Genomic DNA, 17,508 nt, shown 5'->3' with positions numbered 1-17,508 from the left:
TTATCAGCCCAGCCCAGCCATGCGCGCATTCCGTTCTCGTTCGAGGCGCGTGATATAGCGCTGCACGTGCGCCAGCATGCTGCGCGGCAGGTCGACGAACTGGCAGCCGAGTCGGCGGTTCAGCTTATTGTTCAGCAAGGTCATGTCCAGCGAGTTGCGAATTTGCAAAGTCGCCGTGACGATGCCGACGTCGGGCAAGTCGATGCGGCAGCCGGGATAGTCCCGGCCGATGGTCTCGCCCAGCATCAGTTTATTGTCGAGGATGGCGATGCCGCCGCAGCTGATGTCGGCCAGCGGGAACAGGGTGTCGGCGCCGCCCAGCGAGGGCGGCAGGGGAATCGCCACGCGCACGGGATTGCTCACGGGCGTTGTCATGCGGTAATACTCGCGCCGCTGCAAGCGGATCAGTGTTTCTGGAATGGCAATTTTCAAGGCGGGCGTGCCGCCGTAATTGCACTCTTCCACCAGGGCGCTGGCAAACAGGATGCGGATCTTGTCGAGCGAGGTTTCAAACGAAATGCCCTTGGCGGCCACCATGCGCCGGTTCTGGTCGGCATTCACGGAACGGTCGAGGATGACGCTATCGTGGTCGGCATCGACTTCCAGGATGGACGTGACGCACACATCGGATTCACCGTGGATCAGCATGCGGATCAGCTGGTTCTTTTCGCCTATGCTGCGCAGCAAGGCGATGATTTCCCGCCGCGATTCCACTTCAAAATCATGCCAGTTTTCGAGGCCGGAATCCATAATATGTGCTTGCATTGATGCCTGTCTATGTATCGGTGAGGTTGATGCTGGTGTCGGGCGGCGGCGGGATGGGCCCGCCATTCGCAGATTCAATATGATATAACCAGGCCAGCAGTTCCGCAATCGCCCGATACAGGCCGGGCGGAATCTGGCGGTCCAGGTCGACATCCATCAGCAACGCCACTAATTCCTTCGATTCATGCACGAAGACGCCGTGTTCGCGCGCCGTGCTGATGATCTGGTCCGCGATCAGGCCGCTGCCCTTGGCCACCACCTTGGGTGCGGGCGCGCCGCTCTGGTAGGCCAGCGCGACGGCCGTCTGCGGCACCTTGCGCTTGGTGTCGTCAAGCATCGTCCGCTTCCGCTGGCCCGGCGGCGTCCGGCTTGCCGGCGATCGTCAGCGACGTCAATGGCCATCCGGCCGCGGCTAGCGACGCTTCCAGCGCCGCCGCATGCTGGCGCAAGGTGTCGGCGCTGCCTTCGCTGCCCGCTTGCAGCTGGATGGCCACGCGGCCGCCCTGCAAGACCACGTGCGCGGCCAGGTCTCCCAGCAGGGGAAACTGGAAGCGCACGTTGCTGCGCCAGGCCGTCGCTTCCTCGTCGCCGTCGCGCCCATCGTGCTGCTGTCCTTCCGGCGCATCCTTGCTGATATCCCACTGCATCTTCTGGCCGGGCCACGCTTCGCCCTGCCATTGCACGCGCGCCTGTTCGTGCGTATGCAGCTGCAAATTGATCAGTTGCGCCGAGGCAAGGTCGGTCCCCGTCCTGGCCGCCTCGCCTTGCGGGGCTTTCTGCATCTGCGGCTCCAGCAGCAGCGACGCCAGCGGCCGCTTGCCTTCGGCCCATTCGGCCACATGCGATTCATAGAACAGGCCGCTGCTGCCCACCGCCTCCTGCAGTTTTTGCGCCACCTGGGCCGGAGCTGCGCCCGGCGTCGTCATCAGCGGCGTCTTGCCGACCAGGGACAGGGGCGCGCCGGGCACGCTTTCCGCCTGGCTGAGCACAGTGCTGATGGCGCGCGCGGTGGTGCTCAGCTCGGGCGCGGGCGTGTCGCCCGCCAGGGCGGGCAGCAGATTGGCCGGCGTCAGGGGCGCGCGGCTGAGCAGGGTGGCGGCCGTGCTGCTGGCGCGCGTGCCCGCCTGGGCGGCGCCGGGCTGGGGGCCGCGCGTTTCAGCGGCGTCCGGCTCGGCTTCCGCGTCCGCATACGTCAGCAGGGCGCTGGCGGGCTGGTCGCGGTTATTGCCGATTTGAAAAGAGGGGCGGGGATTGATGCCGATCAAGGTCAGCGGGATTTCCGTGCCAGGCTGGGCGCCGGCAGGCAGCTGCATGCGGGCCGGCGTACCGGCCACGCGCACGAGAAAGCTGCCGTCGCCCATGCGGGCCAGCACCTGTCCCTGCATGGATTTGCCGATGAGTCCCTGCAGCGAGCGCTGGAACTCGGCCTGGCGCGGGTCGGCGACGGTGTCGGCCGGGCGAGTGCCCTTGATCGGGGTCAAGGGCGTCATGCCGATTGCATCCATCTTCGGCAACATGATAGCGGACCTTGCCCCGTGGGCGCTTACGCGCCGTAGGCGTTTGCCAGGCGCCGCTCGGTGCCGGTGCTGCTGATCAGCTTGGACAATTGCGCCATCCACGGCATGGTGAGGTCGCGGATCTTGCGGTCGTCTTCCAGGATCTGCTTGATCAGGGCGACCTTGCGCTGGCGGCCAGCGCTTTCCAGCACGACTTTTTCTTCATTCGCCTTCAGCGCGGCCACATGCGTGCTGATGCGCTGTTCCAGCTCTTCGAGCGCGTCCCAGTCGGCGTTGGTGGCGGCGGTCACCATCTGGCCCGTCAGGGTCTGCATGGCTTCGTAGGTGGTCAGGACTTCTTGATTCGTCATCATGGGTCAGGCGCTCGCAAGGCTGGGCATACGTTTCAGATCGGCGCCAGGCATGGCGGCGGGAGTGGCGCCGATGGCGTTCCAGGTTTCGCGCAAGTCGGTGAGCAAGCGCTGCACTTCTTCCAGCAGGGTAATATCGTTGTGCAGGTTGGCCGTCAGCAGGCGCGCACTCATGTATTCATACAGGGCGTCGAGGCCTTCGGCGATCTGGCCGCCCGCTTCCTTGTCCAGGCTGGCGCGCAAGCCATTGTCGATGATCTGGATGGCTTTCGAGATGGCCTTGCCTTTCTCCGGCACATTGCCCGATTTCATGTGCATCTGCGCGCTGAGCACGGCCACCAGGGCGCCGTCGTACAGCATCACGATCAGCTTGTGCGGCGAGGCCGAAACGATGCCCGTTTCCAGGCCGACCTTGGCATAGGCGTTGACGCCGCGTTGTTGGGTTCCAAACATGTAATTCTCCTGATGAATGGGCTTAACGGTTGGCGGCGATGGCGGCCAGCTGCTGGGTCAAATAGGTTTGCATGCCCTGTAATTTATTCAGGGACACGTCCAGGCGCGAGTACTGGGCGCGGTAGCGCGCTTCGATGTCGTTCAGTTTGTCACTGAACTTGTCGCGCTGCGTCGCGATGCTCTTGATGGTTTCGTTGAGGCCCTTGGAGCGGTTGGTGATCATGCCGTCCGTGCCGAGGAAGGAAGTGGCCAGGTTATTCAACTGGTAGGCATAGCCTTGCGAGAAGCTGACGGTGCCGCGCGAGCCGGTGGTGCCGCCCGTGACTTCAATCTTCAGGCCATCGGCCGGCGAACCGGCGGCGCCCGTCAGGGTCTGGCCCGAGCCGATCACCGGTTGTCCGCCCAGGGTGCCAGCCACGTCCGCGCCCTTGACGGGCGCGGATGCGCCGAACAGGTCGGTTGGCGCCGTGCCGGTGCCGCTGCTGATGGCGATATTCGAGACGGAACCATAGCGGCTCGAGGCCAGTACCAGTTTGCCCGCACCATCGACGGAAGCCGACACGGTGGCGCCGTTGTCGGAAAACGACTTCACGCCGTTGATCGATGACTGGATGATGGATGCCATCTGGGCCGGGGTGTACGTCCCGGCAGGAATGACGACCTGGGCCGTATTCTTGGCAGCGCTGGGCTCGGTATCGTTCAGCGTGATGCTCCATGTGGTGTCGCTGCCTATCGTGGTGGTGGCCGGCATCGCGGCGGCCGAGGTGATCGAGCCTTGGCTGGCCATCGTGGTGATCGTCAGTTCATAGCTGCCCGGCTTGGTTGCTGCGGTCGAGCTGGTAAAGGCGACGTTGCTGTCGGTGGCCTTGCCGAGCGCGGAAAACAGGCCGGCGATGTCCGTGAAGTTAGCGCTGATGGCCTTGTCGAGCTTGCTGGAGTCCAGGGTCAGGCTACCATCTTTCTGAAAGGAAATGCCGACCTGGCTCAGGGTGCTCAAACTGCTGTTCAAGCCGGTAATGGGCGCGCCCAATTGCTTGCGCAACTGGCTCTGGATCGATTGCGCGGTGGAGTCCCCCAGCAGGACGCCGCCCTTCTTGGTTTCCGGATCATAGGCCGTCATCTTGGCCATCGCCGTATTCAGGTCGTTATAGGCCTTGACGAAGGTATTGATGCTGGTTTTGACGGTGGAGGTATCTTTCTGCACCGACAAGCTGGTGCTGCCGACCTTGGCAATGCCGAGGGTCACGCCTTCGATGGCCGTATCGACACTGTTGGACGCGCTGGTGATGGCGATGCCGTTGACGCTGAAGTTGGTGTTTTGCGCGGCGCTGTTCTGTTTCAGGTTCTGCGTGCCGCTCGCATCGTAGGACAGCAAGTCATTCAGGGCGCTGTCCGGGGGCAGGCCGTCGCTGCCGCTCAGCGAGATCTTCATGGACGAGTTGGCACCCGTCTTCGACGAGCTCAAGACCAGATGGAACGGCTTGTCCGTGCCGTCCGAAACGATGCTGGCCGTCACGCCCAAGCCCGCGTTATTGATGGCGTCGCGGATGCCTTGCAAGGTGTTGTTGGTGGCGTCGATCACCACCGTGCCCGTCGCCTGCGTGCCGTCCTGGGTGAAGTTGGTGTTCATGTAGGCGCCACCCGAGCCTGCCGTCAGTCCGGCGGCGGCCGGATTGCTGCCGGCGATGGTGATCGGGCTGGCATTGCTCGAGGCCAGGTTGATGGTGCTGGTCAGCGTCACGTTCGAGCCGTCATTGACCGAGTTCGAGGCGTGGCCGATGCCGCCCTTGACCGAGCCCGTCACCACTTCTTCGATGTTCAGGTTGGAACCGTCGGCGCGCGTAAATTTCAGGGTGCCGTCGGCGGCCTTGCCGGTGACGGTGATGTTGGCCGCGGCCAGCGCATTCGAGACGGCATTCGGACCTTCGAGCGTCGTGTCGAGCGAGGCGGCCGTGATGCCGCCGTTGGCGGCCACGCCGTTGCCCTGCGTAACGATCTCGATGCCGCCCACCGACAGCGAATAGGTGCCATCCGCGCCCGTTTCGACGCTGCCGAAGCCGGCGAACATGGTCGCGCTGCTCGACGTCGGCTGGGCCGTGGCGGTCACGCCCGTGGTGCTGCTCTTGGCGTTGATGGCGTCGGCCAGGGCGCGCGCGCTCTTGGTGCTGGCATCGGTGGGGATGGCGGTGCCGTTGAGTATCAGCGAGCCGTTGCTGATGCCGGTCTGCGCCGTGGTGGCGGCCAGGGCGGTGCCGTTCAAACCGAAGGTGCCGCCGGTGAGCGAGCCCAACTGGAAGGAAATCGTCGTCTTGCTGCCCAGTCCGATGGTCGACAGCTTGTTGGCCATGCCGCCCGACATCAGGGTCTGCGACTGGGCAAGTTGGGTGACATTGATGTTGTAGTTGCCGGCCACGGCCTTGGCGCCGGCACTGGCCGACAGCACGAGGGGATCGGCGGGCGTGGCGCTGACTGCGCGGAAGTTATTTGTATTCGACAGGGCCGACAGCGAATTCTGGAAGGTGCTGACGGCGCCACTGAGCGTGCCCATCGCGCTGAGCTTGGCCTGGTAGGAGGCCGTTTTCTTGTCAAAAGTACCCAGCGGTGCGGCTTCGGCCGTCATCAGCTTGTCGATGATGGCATTCACATCCAGGCCGCTGGCGCCGGCGCCGATGCCTATGGATGAAAGGGTAGGTGTGATGGCCACTGAATACTCCTAGGAAAACGCTAATATAAGCTGTTATCGGCAGAATCAATCAGGACTTGAGAGGGGGATTTACCGTGCTGTTTTCAGCGGGAGCAAAAAAGCGGGGAAGAGATGGGAAAATATTGTACGAGTTGCAATAAAAAACGGGGCCGGATAGCCAGGCTACCGAACCCCGTGGTCATGCTGATGCCTGCTGCCGCGATGTCGCATGTCCGTGAGCCATGCCATCATCAGGCGCTTTGGCGGATCAGCGAACCCTTGGCCGAGTCAAAGGTCTTGGCCAATTCCAGCGCTTCCCGGGTGGGAATCTGGCGCAGTACTTCCTTGGTTTCCTGGTCGATGACCTTGACGACCGTGCGTTGGCTGTCTTCATCGATGGAAAACTCCAGGCCTTGCGTCTTCATCTGCGACGACTGGTTCAGCTCCGATACCGCCTTGTCGAGCTGCTCGCGGCTGGGTTCCTTGCTGGCTTGCTGTGGTGCAACCTTGTCGGTTTCCGTGGCGGCGCGTGGCGCTGCCGGGCGGGCCGGTGATGTGTCCGCAGACACATAACTCTTGTCTATCCTGGCCGCGGAGGCGGCCGCTATCGTGTCGATAGTCATGGTGCTCTCCTAGTGAAAATTCCCCGGCCGAAAAAATCCGGCAGGGGAATCAGAGTCCTACGCTGTTGCGATACTAATCAGGGATTAGCCACGCAGCAGGCTCAGGACGCCGTTTGGCAGCGAGTTTGCTTGCGCCAGCATGGCCGTACCAGCTTGTTGCAGGATCTGGCCGCGGGTCATGTTGGCCGTTTCCGATGCAAAGTCGGTATCGACGATGCGGCTGCGCGATGCGGACAGGTTTTCCGTGGTCGATTGCAGGTTGGAAATCGCCGACGAGAAGCGCGATTGCAAAGCACCGTACTGGGCGCGTTGGCCGTTGACCGTTGCCAGTGCTGCATCGGCAATTTTCAGTGCCAGCTGCGCGCCGTCAAACGTCGTCACGTCCAGGGTCGACACGGAGTTCAGGGTCGAACCTTGTGCCGTCGCTTTACCAATCGCCAGGCCGGTGGTGGTGGTTTCCGTTACCGAGAAGCTGTTTTGCGAGTCGAAGGTCACGCGGCCGTTGACCGTGGCGGCGTTGGCAGCGGTGATGATCGATTGCGCTGCAGCTTGTACCTTGCCGTCAGCCTTGTAGCCATCGACGTCGAACTTGACGTTGGCCGTCGTGCCTTGCGTCAGGCTGATGTTCTCGCCCGATGCATTCGTCAGCTTCATGCCCTTGTTGACGCTGTCGTACTGGGCGGTCACGCCGGTCTTGGCCGTTTGGGCATTGATGGCGTTGATGCCTGCAGCATAGTCAGCTGCGGTCGATGCCGTGCCGCTGACGGCGAATGACACGGTGACTGGCTTGGCGTTATCCGAACCGATGGAGAACGAATACGATTCGGCGCCCAGGTTCAAGTTCACATCCGTTTGTGCCGATGCGGTCACGCCCGTTTTTGCCGTTTGGCTGTTGATGTCGGCGGCGACGGATTTGGCCGTGCTGCCTTTAATGGCATCACCTGCACCTGGTGCCGTTTCGGCGACGGCGGCCGTCGTGTCGACGGTCGTGGTGCCGATGGAGCCGGAAATCGTCAGCTTGCCGACAACTGCATTACCTACGGCATCTTTCTTGACAGCCGATGCATCGTTGGCGATACGGTTGTTACCGTAGGTGTTGGTCAGGAAGTTCGCGCCGCTGGCGGAAATCAGCTGATTGGCATCGGCGCCAACCTGGAAGTTGGCCGTACCCATGGTGCCGTCCAGCAGCGCCTGGCCGTTGAACGAGGTGGTTTGGGCGATACGGTTCAATTCCGAACCCAGCTGGCCTACCTCGGTTTGCAGCGCTTGACGGTCGCTCGACGAGTTGGTGGCGTTCGACGATTGCACGGCCAGTTCGCGGATACGTTGCAGGATGTCGCCCGAGCTTGCCAACGCGCCTTCAGCCGTTTGGGCCAGCGAGACGCCGTCGTTTGCATTGCGGGTGGCTTGGGTCATGCCGCGGATTTGCGACGTCATGCGGTCGGAAATTGCCAGACCAGCGGCGTCATCCTTGGCGCTGTTGATGCGCATGCCGGAGGACAGGCGTTGCAGCGAGGTGCTCAGGGCCGACTGCGAGGTCGACAGGTTGCGTTGCGAATTCAGGGACGAGATGTTGGTATTAATTACTGCAGCCATGATAATTCTCCAAACAGGTACTACATTGCGCTATGTGCTAGTCACTTTGGCCTGCCCCGCTGTTCCGGGACAATCAAGCCGCTGTTGTTTAGGGTAACGGTTGCTCTGCGGGAAAATTTATGGCGAAAAGTGCTTTAAATTTTAATTTTTAGCCCTTCAGTTTGCCGCCGGCCGCGCGCTAGACGACATGATTTAAAGAAACTTGAGGGTAAAAATAGTTTTATTTTCATATCGCGCGGACGCCGGCGGAAGGCGGGAAGGCGATGAATGTTATTGTTTTTGCCATGAAAAATGCCGTCCGGCCGGTTGGCGGGACGGCATGGCGTGAAGCGGACCGGGCTTAGTCGGCCACCACCACGCGGTTCTTGCCCGTCTGCTTTGCCTGGTACATGGCGCGGTCGGCGCGCTTGACCAGCTCGGCCTGGTCTTCGTTGGGCAGGCGCAGGGCCACGCCGGCGGAAAAGGTGATCAAGACTTTTTCGTTGTCGTGCAGGAAGAAATGCCGGGTCAGCTCGCGCTGCAAGCGCGTCATCGTCGACGAGGCCGCCTCGACCGTGGTTTCCGGCAGGAGGATGAGGAATTCCTCGCCGCCGAAGCGGGCGATGACGTCCATCGAGCGCAGGGTTTCCTTGACTATCTTCACCAGGTGTTTCAAGGCGGCATCGCCGGCCAGGTGGCCGTAGGTGTCGTTCAGGCGCTTGAAATCGTCCAGGTCCAGCATGGCGATGCACAGCGGGGTGCCGCGGCGGTCGGAGCGGGCCGTCTCGCGTTCGAACACGTCGTCCAGGCCACGGCGGTTCAGGCTGCCCGTCAGCTGGTCTTCCCGCACCAGTTCGCTCATATGCTGGAGCTTGGCTTCCAGGGTGTGGATGCGCTGTTCCGCGTCCTGCACTTCCTGGCGCGCCAGCACCATCTTGTCGCGTGCGCGCAAGGCTTCGTTCTGCACCATGCGCGTTTCGCGCAAGACTTCGTCGAGAACGCTGTTCAGTTCGCTGATATTTTCTGCCTGGCTGATCTTTTCCGAATAGCCGCCGATCTTTTCATGGAAGTCGCCCGTGCTGGCCGCCACTTGCCCCAGGCGGTCGATGAAGGTCATCATCATGTTCTTGACCGTCAGCTTGACGTCGGACAGGCTGTGCTTGAGCTGGCCTTGCTTGTAGATGACTTCCTTCAGGCTGCGCGTGGCGTCTTCCAGCGCGCGCTGGTCGAGCGGGCCGGCGATCAGGTTTTGCACGGCATCGACCTGGCCGCGCAGCCAGCTGTCGTCGTCGAGCAACTGGCTGACGTTGTCCAGCAGTAACTTGAACAGGCGCAGCAGCAATTCCTGCTGCTCGGCCGTGTCGCCGCTCTTCAGCTCGATCTGGTAGCACAGCTGTTTCAGGCGCAGCGCCGCTTCGTTCAGCGCTTCTTCCGTATGGGCCAGCTTGATGGCCGCGCCCAGCGATTCGGCCTCTTCCACCAGCGCGGGCGTGCCCGTTAGCAAGGTGGCGACGGCAAAGCCCAGGGTGCGGCTGAGCAACTCGCGCAGTGTGCGTGTCTGTTCGCCGTCCGGCAGGGGCGGCAATTCGATGCCGCCGCCTTTCTTCACCTGTTTTTCCGCCAGTTGCGCCAGGGTGCGCGCATAGCTGTCCCAGTCGCGCGCTTTCAGGGCGCGCTGGAAACGCCGGCCAAAGTCGCCCAGTTCGCCCGCCGATTCGCTCATCTTGGCGGCAAACTGCGTCAGGACGTTTTCCGCGCCACTCTCCGTGGGTGCGCTGGCGGCCAGGACCGCGGCAGGCGCGCCGGGCGTCTCCGCCGGTTCGCTGATGCCGGCGATTTCATTGTAGATATCGCGGTAGGCGCTCGGCGTCGGGGCGATGCGGCGCGTGGCCAGGCGGCGAAACGCTTCGCGGGCGATATCGGCAGGGTTCATCGCCGCAGCGGCGGCGGTATTCGTGGCGCCGGCGGGAGCGCTTGCTGGTGAAGTTGGCAATTTACTGGACATGTAGGCACAGCCTTTTTAGATATTTCTAATTATCCTCATGATATGCGAGTTGGCAAAGAACTTATTGTGCGAGAAGCAAGGAGAAGTCCTGTCAATTCGCCCGATGCCAGCGGGCATGCCGCTTTGCCGTCAATCCACCAGCTGGTTGCGGATGGCGTAATGCGTCAGTTCGGCGCTGTTCTTGAGTTTCATCTTGACGAGCAGGCGGGCGCGGTATTCGCTGACGGTTTTCACGGACAATTTCAGCTCTTCGGCGATGGCGCCCACGGCCTTGCCCGAGGCGATCATGACCAGGGTCTGGTATTCGCGGTCCGACAAGGTGTCGTGCAAGGCCGTTTCGTGGTCGTCGCCCACCGTGTTGGCCAGTTCCTGCGCCAGCGAGGCGCTGATGTATTTCAAGCCTTGCGCCACCTGGCGGATGGCCGTGACCAGTTCGCGCGGCGCGCTCTGTTTCGTCAGGTAGCCGGCCGCGCCCGCCTTGAGCGAACGGATGGCGTACTGGTCCTCGCGGTGCATGGAGAGCATCAGCACGGCCAGTTCCGGCTTTTCCTTCTTGATCTGCTTGAGCACCTCGATGCCGCTGCGGTCGGGCAGGGAGATGTCGAGCAGCAACACCTGGCATTTCGAGCCGCGGAACAGCTTGATGGCGTCGTGGCCATTTTCGGCCTCGCCGGCCACGATGATGTCCTTCGTATCGGCGAGGATTTGCTTCAAGCCCTCGCGCACGATCGCGTGATCGTCGGCGATGAATACCCGGATGGTGGCTTTTTCTTTCATGACTGCGTTGTTTCCTATCTAATTCACCCACTGGCCGCTTCTGGTGGCGGCCCGCTGTGCGCGGGCGCACTGGCTGCAGCCGCTATTATCGCCTCTCGCGGCGTGGTCAGCCGGATTTTTATGCTCAGGATGGTGCCGCCGTCCGGCCCGTCCATCAGGCTCAGGGTGCCGCCCAGCGCGCTGGCCCGTTCGGCCATGCCGCGGATGCCGAACGATTGCGGCTTGGCGCGGTCGGACAGGCGCATGCCGACGCCATTGTCGGCGATCGACAGGCTGATATGCTGGCGCTGGCGGGCCAGGCGCACGCTGACCTTGCTCGCCTGTGCATGCTTGGCGATATTCGTCAGCGCCTCCTGGGCGATGCGGAACAGGCTGGTCGCCTGGTCCAGCTCCAGTTCGATGTGTTGGCGGTTTGAAATGAACTGGCATTCGATGCCGGCCTGGCGCGCGAATTCCTTCACTTGCCAGTCCAGCGCGGCGACCAGGCCCAGGTCCAGCATGGAGGGGCGCAAGTCCAGCGAAATGCGGTGCACGGCGTCGATGCTGCGGTCGACCAGAGCATCGACATAGTCGGCCTTTTCCTGCAGTTGCTGGTCGTCCGGCGGCAGGCGGCGCGCCAGCATGGCCAGCGCCATCTTGATCGCCGTCAAATTGCCGCCCAGGTCATCGTGCAATTCGCGCGCCAAGCGCGTGCGTTCGTGTTCCTTGACCTTGTCGATATGCGCCGTCAGCTCGGCCAGGCGGGCGCGCGACTGGCGCACTTCGCTCTGTTCCAGCCGGCTTTCCGTGATATTCGTCATGATGCCTTCCCACTGCACCGTGCCATCGGCCAGCGCGCGCGGCGTGGAGCGCAGGTTGATCCATTTGACATCCTTCCAGGCATCGATCCAGATGCGGCCTTCCCAGTTCCAGCTCCACAAGGCGTTTTTCGACGCTTGCATCGATTCCAGATACGAGGCGCGGTCGTCGGCGAGGATCAACTGGTAAAACAGTTCCGGGCGCGCGTGCAGCTGTGCCGGCCCCAGGCCCAGCAGGGCCTGGCAGCCATCGCTCAGGTAGGGGAAGGCGGCGCGCCCATCCGCATGCAGGCAGAACTGGTACACGAGACCCGGCGTATTCGAGACGATGGCGTTGAAGCGCGACTGCACCTGCGCCAGGGCGGCGGCCGTCGCCTGCGGCGTGCGCAAGTCTTCGCCCTCGGCCAGCAGCAGGGCGCGTCCGTGGCGGCTGGCGCGCGACAGGTGCAGGCTGAGCGAATACAGGCTGCCGTCGCGGCGCCGCTGCTGCACGTGCAGCAGGGCTTGTGCACCGATGCTGTCGTCCAGGGTCGCCAGCACGGCGGCCAGTTGCTGCGCGTCAAGCTGCGGCGCCAGGGTGAAGGGTGTCATCGCCAGCAATTGCTTGCGCGCATACTGCAAGTTGTCGCAGGCGGCATCGTTGGCGTCCAGCAATTGCAAGCTGGCCGCGTCGTACAGGTAGATTTCCGGCGCCGCCGCGCGCATGGCGGGGGCCAGGCGGGGAGTGTCGTGCATGGAGTGGCCTTTCTTCATCAGCGGCGGGCGCGCCAGAAGGCGACGAAGCGGCGCAGCACCCTGGCCGGGCGCGAATTATGGCGCCCTTGCGTGCCCTTGCGCAAGCGTTGCCACCAGGCACGGCGGGCGCGGCCCAGCGCGGCCGACAGGCGGCTGACACGGCGCCAGGGGCGCGTGGCGCGCAGGCGGGCGATCCAGCGGTCCTTGGTTTCCATGAACAGACCATGCCAGCGGGCAAACCATGGCAAACTGAGCAGGGTAGGGCGCGTCAGGCTGTACAGGCGCGCCACGGCGGCCGCGCCGCCCAGCTTGGCGATGACGATCACGCCGATGCCGGAAAAGGCATGGCCGCGCGCGATGGCCAGCAGGGCCAGCAGCTTGACGGGGAACAGCAGTACGGCCGGCAGCACGAAGATGGCCAGCGCCCAGTACGACGGCAGGCGCTTGATCCACGCTTCCAGCGCATGCAGGGGCGGAAATTGCGCGATCACCTGCATGAGGCGTGCCCCGGTCGCCCACAGCCATTCCTCGATCAGCAGGAAGATGGCGGCCAGGTAGACCAGCGGCGCGAACAGCCAGCGCCTGACTCTGTAGAATTTTTTCATCCGTCTCCGTGTGCGGCGCAGGTTTGCCGCGATTGCCACGATGATACGTCAAAAAAGCCCGTTTGCCCCCGCATCCCGTGTGCCCGTGGCTCCCTGGCGGGGCTACAATAGACAGATGAATAAAGCCTTTGTAAAAGAATCCGACAACGACGACGATGAAGAAGCGGCCGCGCTGGCGCTGGCCATTCCCGCCGGCGCCAAGAACTACATCACGCCGGCCGGTTACCAGCGCATCAAGGATGAGCTGCTGCAGCTGATCGACGTCGACCGTCCTGAAGTGGTGCGCATCGTCCATTGGGCGGCGTCGAATGGCGACCGTTCGGAAAATGGCGACTATATCTACGGCAAGCGGCGCCTGCGCGAAATCGACCGCCGCATCCGCTTCCTGACGAAACGCATGGACCTGGCCGCCATCGTCGACCCCAGCGTGCACCATGGCAATGACCAGGTGTTTTTCGGCGCCACCGTCACCTATCGCACCAGCGACGGCGAAACGCACACCATCACCATCGTCGGCATCGATGAATTCGACCCCCTGAACGGCAAGATCAGCTGGGTCTCGCCCATGGCCCGCACCATCACCAAGGCGCGCGAAGGCGACGTGATCACCCTCAACACGCCGCTGGGCGAGCAGGAACTGGAATTGCTGGAAGTGACGTATCCGGCGCCGGGGGAGACTTGAATTGATGTGTTCCGCATGAAAAAACGGCTGGGCAGAGAATCTGGCCAGCCGTTTTCTAGTTGCGCTCGCGCAATATCCGATTGACCCCGGCGACCCGGCGCACATTGCGCAGCAGGGCGGCCAGGTGGACGCGGTCCTTGACTTGCACGGTGAAGCGCAGCTGGTCGAGGACGTTGTCCTTGTCTTCATCCATGCCCACGTAGATGATGTTGGCGTCGGATTCGCCGATTTCGGCGGCGACTCGCGCCAGAATGCCCCGTTCGCTGTTGATCAGCACCTTGATGCGGCAGTCGAAGCGGCGGTTCAGTTCCGTTCCCCAGCGCACGGCGATCCAGCGGTCCGGTTCCTTGGCGCGCTGGCGCTTCGCTTGCGAGCAGTCGCTCGTGTGCACGAGCAAGCCCTGGTCGCGGCGCAGCTGGCCGATGATCTGGTCGCCGGGAATCGGCAGGCAGCACGGCGCCAGTTGCACGGAGACGCCTTCGCTGCCGCAGATGGTGACGGGGTCGAGTTCGCTGCCGCTATTGTGTTCCACGGGCATGCTGGCCGCTTCGCCGCCGATCAAACCGAAGATGTGGCGCGCCACCAGGGTGGCCATGCGCTTGCCGATGCCGATGTCCGCGTACAGCTCGTCCATGGAATTGGCGCTCGACTCGTTGAGCAGGCGTTCGACCAGCGGCGCCTGCAGGTCGGCGTCGATGTTCAGTGCGTGCAGCGCCTGGGACAGCAGTTGCTGGCCCAGGGCGATCGATTCGGGCAGGTTGATCGTGCGCAAATGGTGGCGGATGGCCGAACGGGCCTTGCCGGTGCGCACGAACGACAGCCAGGTCGGGCTGGGGCGCGACGAGGAATCGGTGATGATTTCCACGATGTCGCCATTGTGCAGCTCGGTGCGCAGGGGCGAGGTTTCGTTGTTGATCTTGACGGCCACGGTCTGGTCGCCGATGCCCGTATGAATCGAGTAGGCGAAGTCGATGGCCGTGGCGCCGCGCGGCAGGGCGATGATCTTCGACTTCGGCGTAAACACGTAGACGGAGTCGGGGAACAGGTCGACCTTGACGTGTTCGAGAAATTCGGCCGAGTCGCCCGTCTGCTGCTGGATGTCGAGCAAGGATTGCAGCCAGGCATGCGTGCGCTGTTGCAGGTCGGACGGGTTCGATTCGCCGCTCTTGTACAGCCAGTGCGCCGCCACGCCCGATTCGGCCGTGCGGTGCATTTCCTGCGTGCGGATCTGGAATTCGACGGGCGTGCCGTAGGGGCCGATGACGGTCGTGTGCAGCGACTGGTAGCCGTTCAGCTTGCGGATCGCGATGTAATCCTTGAACTTGCCCGGCATGGGCTTGTACAGGCTGTGCAGGGTGCCCAGGGTCACGTAGCAGTCGGCAAAACTGCCCACCACCACGCGGAAGCCGTACACGTCCAGCACTTGCGAGAACGACAAGTGCTTGCTGCGCATCTTTTTATAGATGTCGTACAGGGTCTTTTCACGGCCCGTGACGTCGGCATCGAGCTCGGCCATGGACAAGGTGCTTTTTACGGCTTCCATGATCTTGTTGACCACTTCGCGCCGGTTGCCGCGCGCCGCCTTGACGGCTTTCGCCAGGGTGCGGTAGCGCATCGGATACAGGTGCGAGAACGACAGGTCCTGCAGCTCGTGGTAGATGTTGTTCAGGCCGAGGCGGTGCGCGATCGGCACGTACACTTCCATGGTCTCGCTGGCGATGCGGCGCTTTTTTGCCGCCGTCATGAAGTCCAGGGTGCGCATATTGTGCAGGCGGTCGGCCAGCTTGATCAGGATCACGCGCACGTCGGACGCCATGGCCAGCAGCATCTTGCGGAAGTTTTCCGCCTGCGCTTCGATCTGGCTCTGGAATTCGATCTTTTCCAGCTTTGACAGGCCGTCGACCAGGTGCGCCACGGGCGCGCCGAAGCGCTCGATCAATTCTTCCTTCTTGACGTCCTGGTCTTCCATGACGTCGTGCAGCAGGGCGGCCATGATGGCTTGCGCGTCGAGCTTCCAGTCGGCGCAGATTTCCGCGACGGCGATCGGATGTGAGATATACGGCTCGCCCGAACGGCGCATCTGGCCCAGGTGCATTTCGTCGGAGAAGCGGTAGGCTTCCTTGACTTTCTTCAGGTCGGCGGGAGACAGGTATTCGGCCAGCTTGTCGGCCAGGTGGCTGACGGAGGCCACGCCCAGGGCGGGCGCTGGCGGTACTGCGGGGATGTTGCTGCCGGACATGCCGACGCCGGGCGTGGTTGCGCCCTGCGATTTTGCCGCCTGGCGCGAGGCCAGGGGCGGCAATGCTGCGGAAGTCGTGTCGGCTGGGGTCAGACTCATAAAACGTCGCGTTGCTTCACAGTGTGAATAAAGGATACGGTAGAACCAGGGGTCAGCACTGTTCCGGCACGCGGGTTCCCACTTACATCGGGACCTTTTTCAGCATTTCGATGCCGACTTTACCGGCAGCGATTTCACGCAGTGCAACAACGGTAGGCTTGTCCTTGGCTTCCACCTTAGGGGTGTGGCCTTGCAGCAACTGACGTGCGCGATAAGTCGCAGCCAGGGTCAGCTGGAAACGGTTAGGGATCTGCTTCAGGCAATCTTCGATTGTGATACGGGCCATAGTAACTCCTAAAATTTTTGCGTGGTGCTGTGTGAACTGGCGTGCAGGCGAATTACTCTGCGTGCAGGCCCAGCTGGGCGAATAGCGATGCGTTGCGGGCCGCTTGTTGCGCAAACCGGCAACGGGCCGCTCTCACGATCGCGCTCAGTTCGGACAAAGCGACCGTAAACTCTTCATTGATAATAACATACTCGAACTCGGGAGCGTGTGCGATTTCGCCGCCGGCCGCCAGCAGGCGGCGCGTGATCACGTGCGGCTCGTCCTGGCCGCGCTTGTTCAAGCGTTCTTCCAGCGCATCGATCGATGGCGGCAGGATGAAAATGCCGGCCGCGCGGGGGAATTGCTTGCGCACCTGGCGCGCGCCTTGCCAGTCGATTTCCAGCAGGATATCGGTGCCGGCCAGCATTTGCTGCTCCACCATGATGCGCGACGTGCCGTAGTAATTGCCATGCACTTCCGCCCATTCCAGGAATTCGCCCTGTTCGGCGCGCGCGACGAAGTCTTCCGCCGTCGTGAAATAGTACTCGCGGCCATGCTGCTCGCCCGGACGGGGCGCGCGCGTGGTGGTCGAGATCGACAATTTGATGCCGGGCTCTTGCGCCAGCAATGCATTGACCAGTGTCGATTTGCCGGCGCCCGAGGGCGCGGCGACCACGAACAGGCTGCCGGAGAAGGCGGTAGGGTGGCTCATGCGGATCTTTCCATTTGCGTGTGATGGCGGCGTTTGCGCTTGCGTGGGCGCCGCCCAATTCGGTATTTTACCAAGAGGCAAGGCGGCGAGCCAGCCCCGCGATGCGCCTCGCCGCCCCGCTTGTGCATATTTTGCTTGTTATCCTGAGGAAATAGTTATTTAATTTGGATGGTTTTTTCTCAATAACTATTCTACCGACAGGATGCGCGCATGAAGAATTTCCCGTTTCTCAGTTCCGCCCAGGCCATGTTGTTGCTGCGCGTGGCCATCGCCGTGATGTTCATGGCGCACGCCATCACGCGCATCGCCAATGGCACCATTCCCCGCTTTGCCGGTTTCCTGGAAGACAAGGGATTTATTTACGGCCTGGCCGTGGTGTGGGCGATTACCGTCGTCGAGATCGTTTGCGGCAGTTTGCTCATCGTCGGCAAATACACGCGCTGGGCGGCGGCCGGGCTGATGGTGATCTGCATCGGCGGCATTGCCATCGTGCATGCGGCCAAGGGCTGGTTCGTTGGCGAGCATGGCGCCGGCGGCGTGGAATACAGCATCGTGCTGTTTGTCGCCTGCGTCGTCATCGCCGCCAGCGACCAGGGGCGCGCCGGAGCGCGCCTGGCCTGACGGGG

At 62.7% G+C, this 17,508-nt stretch carries 17 protein-coding genes; 2 read left to right on the top strand and 15 right to left on the bottom strand.

Going from position 1 to position 17,508, the window contains the following annotated elements:
- Positions 1 to 3: 3 nt before the first annotated feature.
- The 12 genes from O3300_RS10900 to O3300_RS10845 form a co-directional block, all read right to left on the bottom strand.
- Entirely contained in the window at positions 4 to 750 is a 747-nt protein-coding gene (locus O3300_RS10900) for a flagellar brake protein (RefSeq protein ID WP_099666871.1), read from the bottom strand.
- 25 nt (positions 751 to 775) lie between these two features.
- Positions 776 to 1,102 (bottom strand): EscU/YscU/HrcU family type III secretion system export apparatus switch protein, encoded by a 327-nt coding sequence (locus O3300_RS10895; RefSeq protein WP_099666872.1) that lies wholly within the window; start codon positions 1,100 to 1,102, stop codon positions 776 to 778.
- Positions 1,095 to 2,255 carry a flagellar hook-length control protein FliK gene (locus tag O3300_RS10890; RefSeq protein ID WP_305052920.1) on the bottom strand — a complete coding sequence of 387 codons (1,161 nt, stop codon included), beginning with the start codon at positions 2,253 to 2,255 and terminating at the stop codon, positions 1,095 to 1,097. The genes O3300_RS10895 and O3300_RS10890 overlap by 8 nt, the downstream gene beginning before the upstream one ends.
- Before the next feature lie 53 nt (positions 2,256 to 2,308).
- Entirely contained in the window at positions 2,309 to 2,635 is a 327-nt protein-coding gene (locus tag O3300_RS10885) for a flagellar protein FliT (protein WP_305052919.1), read from the bottom strand.
- A gap of 3 nt (positions 2,636 to 2,638) precedes the next feature.
- A complete protein-coding gene (fliS, locus tag O3300_RS10880; protein ID WP_289903915.1) occupies positions 2,639 to 3,085 on the bottom strand; it encodes a flagellar export chaperone FliS in 447 nt (148 codons plus the stop codon).
- A 22-nt stretch (positions 3,086 to 3,107) separates the two neighbouring features.
- Positions 3,108 to 5,789: a flagellar filament capping protein FliD gene (fliD, locus tag O3300_RS10875; protein ID WP_257218879.1), complete on the bottom strand. Its 2,682-nt coding sequence runs from the start codon at positions 5,787 to 5,789 to the stop codon at positions 3,108 to 3,110.
- Between the two features lie 230 nt (positions 5,790 to 6,019).
- Positions 6,020 to 6,391, bottom strand: coding sequence for a flagellar protein FlaG (locus tag O3300_RS10870; protein WP_099666874.1), 372 nt, complete (start codon positions 6,389 to 6,391; stop codon positions 6,020 to 6,022).
- Between the two features lie 84 nt (positions 6,392 to 6,475).
- The gene (locus O3300_RS10865) at positions 6,476 to 7,987 is read right to left on the bottom strand and encodes a flagellin (RefSeq protein ID WP_034787088.1); all 1,512 of its coding nucleotides are present in this window, start codon (positions 7,985 to 7,987) and stop codon (positions 6,476 to 6,478) included.
- A 340-nt stretch (positions 7,988 to 8,327) separates the two neighbouring features.
- Positions 8,328 to 9,899, bottom strand: coding sequence for a GGDEF domain-containing protein (locus tag O3300_RS10860; RefSeq protein ID WP_077407790.1), 1,572 nt, complete (start codon positions 9,897 to 9,899; stop codon positions 8,328 to 8,330).
- Between the two features lie 201 nt (positions 9,900 to 10,100).
- Entirely contained in the window at positions 10,101 to 10,748 is a 648-nt protein-coding gene (locus O3300_RS10855) for a response regulator transcription factor (RefSeq protein WP_077407788.1), read from the bottom strand.
- 23 nt (positions 10,749 to 10,771) lie between these two features.
- The gene (locus O3300_RS10850) at positions 10,772 to 12,280 is read right to left on the bottom strand and encodes a sensor histidine kinase (RefSeq protein WP_251350727.1); all 1,509 of its coding nucleotides are present in this window, start codon (positions 12,278 to 12,280) and stop codon (positions 10,772 to 10,774) included.
- Positions 12,281 to 12,297: 17 nt separating this feature from the next.
- Positions 12,298 to 12,885 carry a hypothetical protein gene (locus O3300_RS10845; protein WP_305052918.1) on the bottom strand — a complete coding sequence of 196 codons (588 nt, stop codon included), beginning with the start codon at positions 12,883 to 12,885 and terminating at the stop codon, positions 12,298 to 12,300.
- Between the two features lie 115 nt (positions 12,886 to 13,000).
- On the opposite strand from O3300_RS10845, the gene greB reads away from it, so the two are divergent.
- A complete protein-coding gene (gene greB, locus O3300_RS10840) occupies positions 13,001 to 13,567 on the top strand; it encodes a transcription elongation factor GreB (RefSeq protein WP_289898644.1) in 567 nt (188 codons plus the stop codon).
- A gap of 55 nt (positions 13,568 to 13,622) precedes the next feature.
- On the opposite strand, the gene O3300_RS10835 is transcribed toward greB, so the two are convergent.
- The 3 genes from O3300_RS10835 to gmk all read right to left on the bottom strand — a co-directional run bounded on the left by O3300_RS10835 (position 13,623) and on the right by gmk (position 16,882).
- Positions 13,623 to 15,905: a bifunctional (p)ppGpp synthetase/guanosine-3',5'-bis(diphosphate) 3'-pyrophosphohydrolase gene (locus O3300_RS10835; RefSeq protein ID WP_251350731.1), complete on the bottom strand. Its 2,283-nt coding sequence runs from the start codon at positions 15,903 to 15,905 to the stop codon at positions 13,623 to 13,625.
- A gap of 82 nt (positions 15,906 to 15,987) precedes the next feature.
- On the bottom strand, positions 15,988 to 16,191 hold the full coding sequence (gene rpoZ, locus O3300_RS10830; RefSeq protein ID WP_010400723.1) for a DNA-directed RNA polymerase subunit omega: 204 nt from the start codon (positions 16,189 to 16,191) through the stop codon (positions 15,988 to 15,990).
- Positions 16,192 to 16,243: 52 nt separating this feature from the next.
- A complete protein-coding gene (gene gmk / locus O3300_RS10825; RefSeq protein WP_099666877.1) occupies positions 16,244 to 16,882 on the bottom strand; it encodes a guanylate kinase in 639 nt (212 codons plus the stop codon).
- Between the two features lie 210 nt (positions 16,883 to 17,092).
- Between gmk and O3300_RS10820 the strand changes: the two genes are divergently transcribed.
- Positions 17,093 to 17,503: a DoxX family protein gene (locus O3300_RS10820; protein WP_251350732.1), complete on the top strand. Its 411-nt coding sequence runs from the start codon at positions 17,093 to 17,095 to the stop codon at positions 17,501 to 17,503.
- Positions 17,504 to 17,508: the final 5 nt, after the last annotated feature.

The sequence above is a fragment of the Janthinobacterium sp. SUN206 genome (assembly GCF_030587305.1).
GTDB lineage: Bacteria > Pseudomonadota > Gammaproteobacteria > Burkholderiales > Burkholderiaceae_D > Janthinobacterium > Janthinobacterium kumbetense.
Note: the sequence above shows the minus strand (reverse complement) of the source record. Positions and strands in the feature narration are given on the sequence as shown.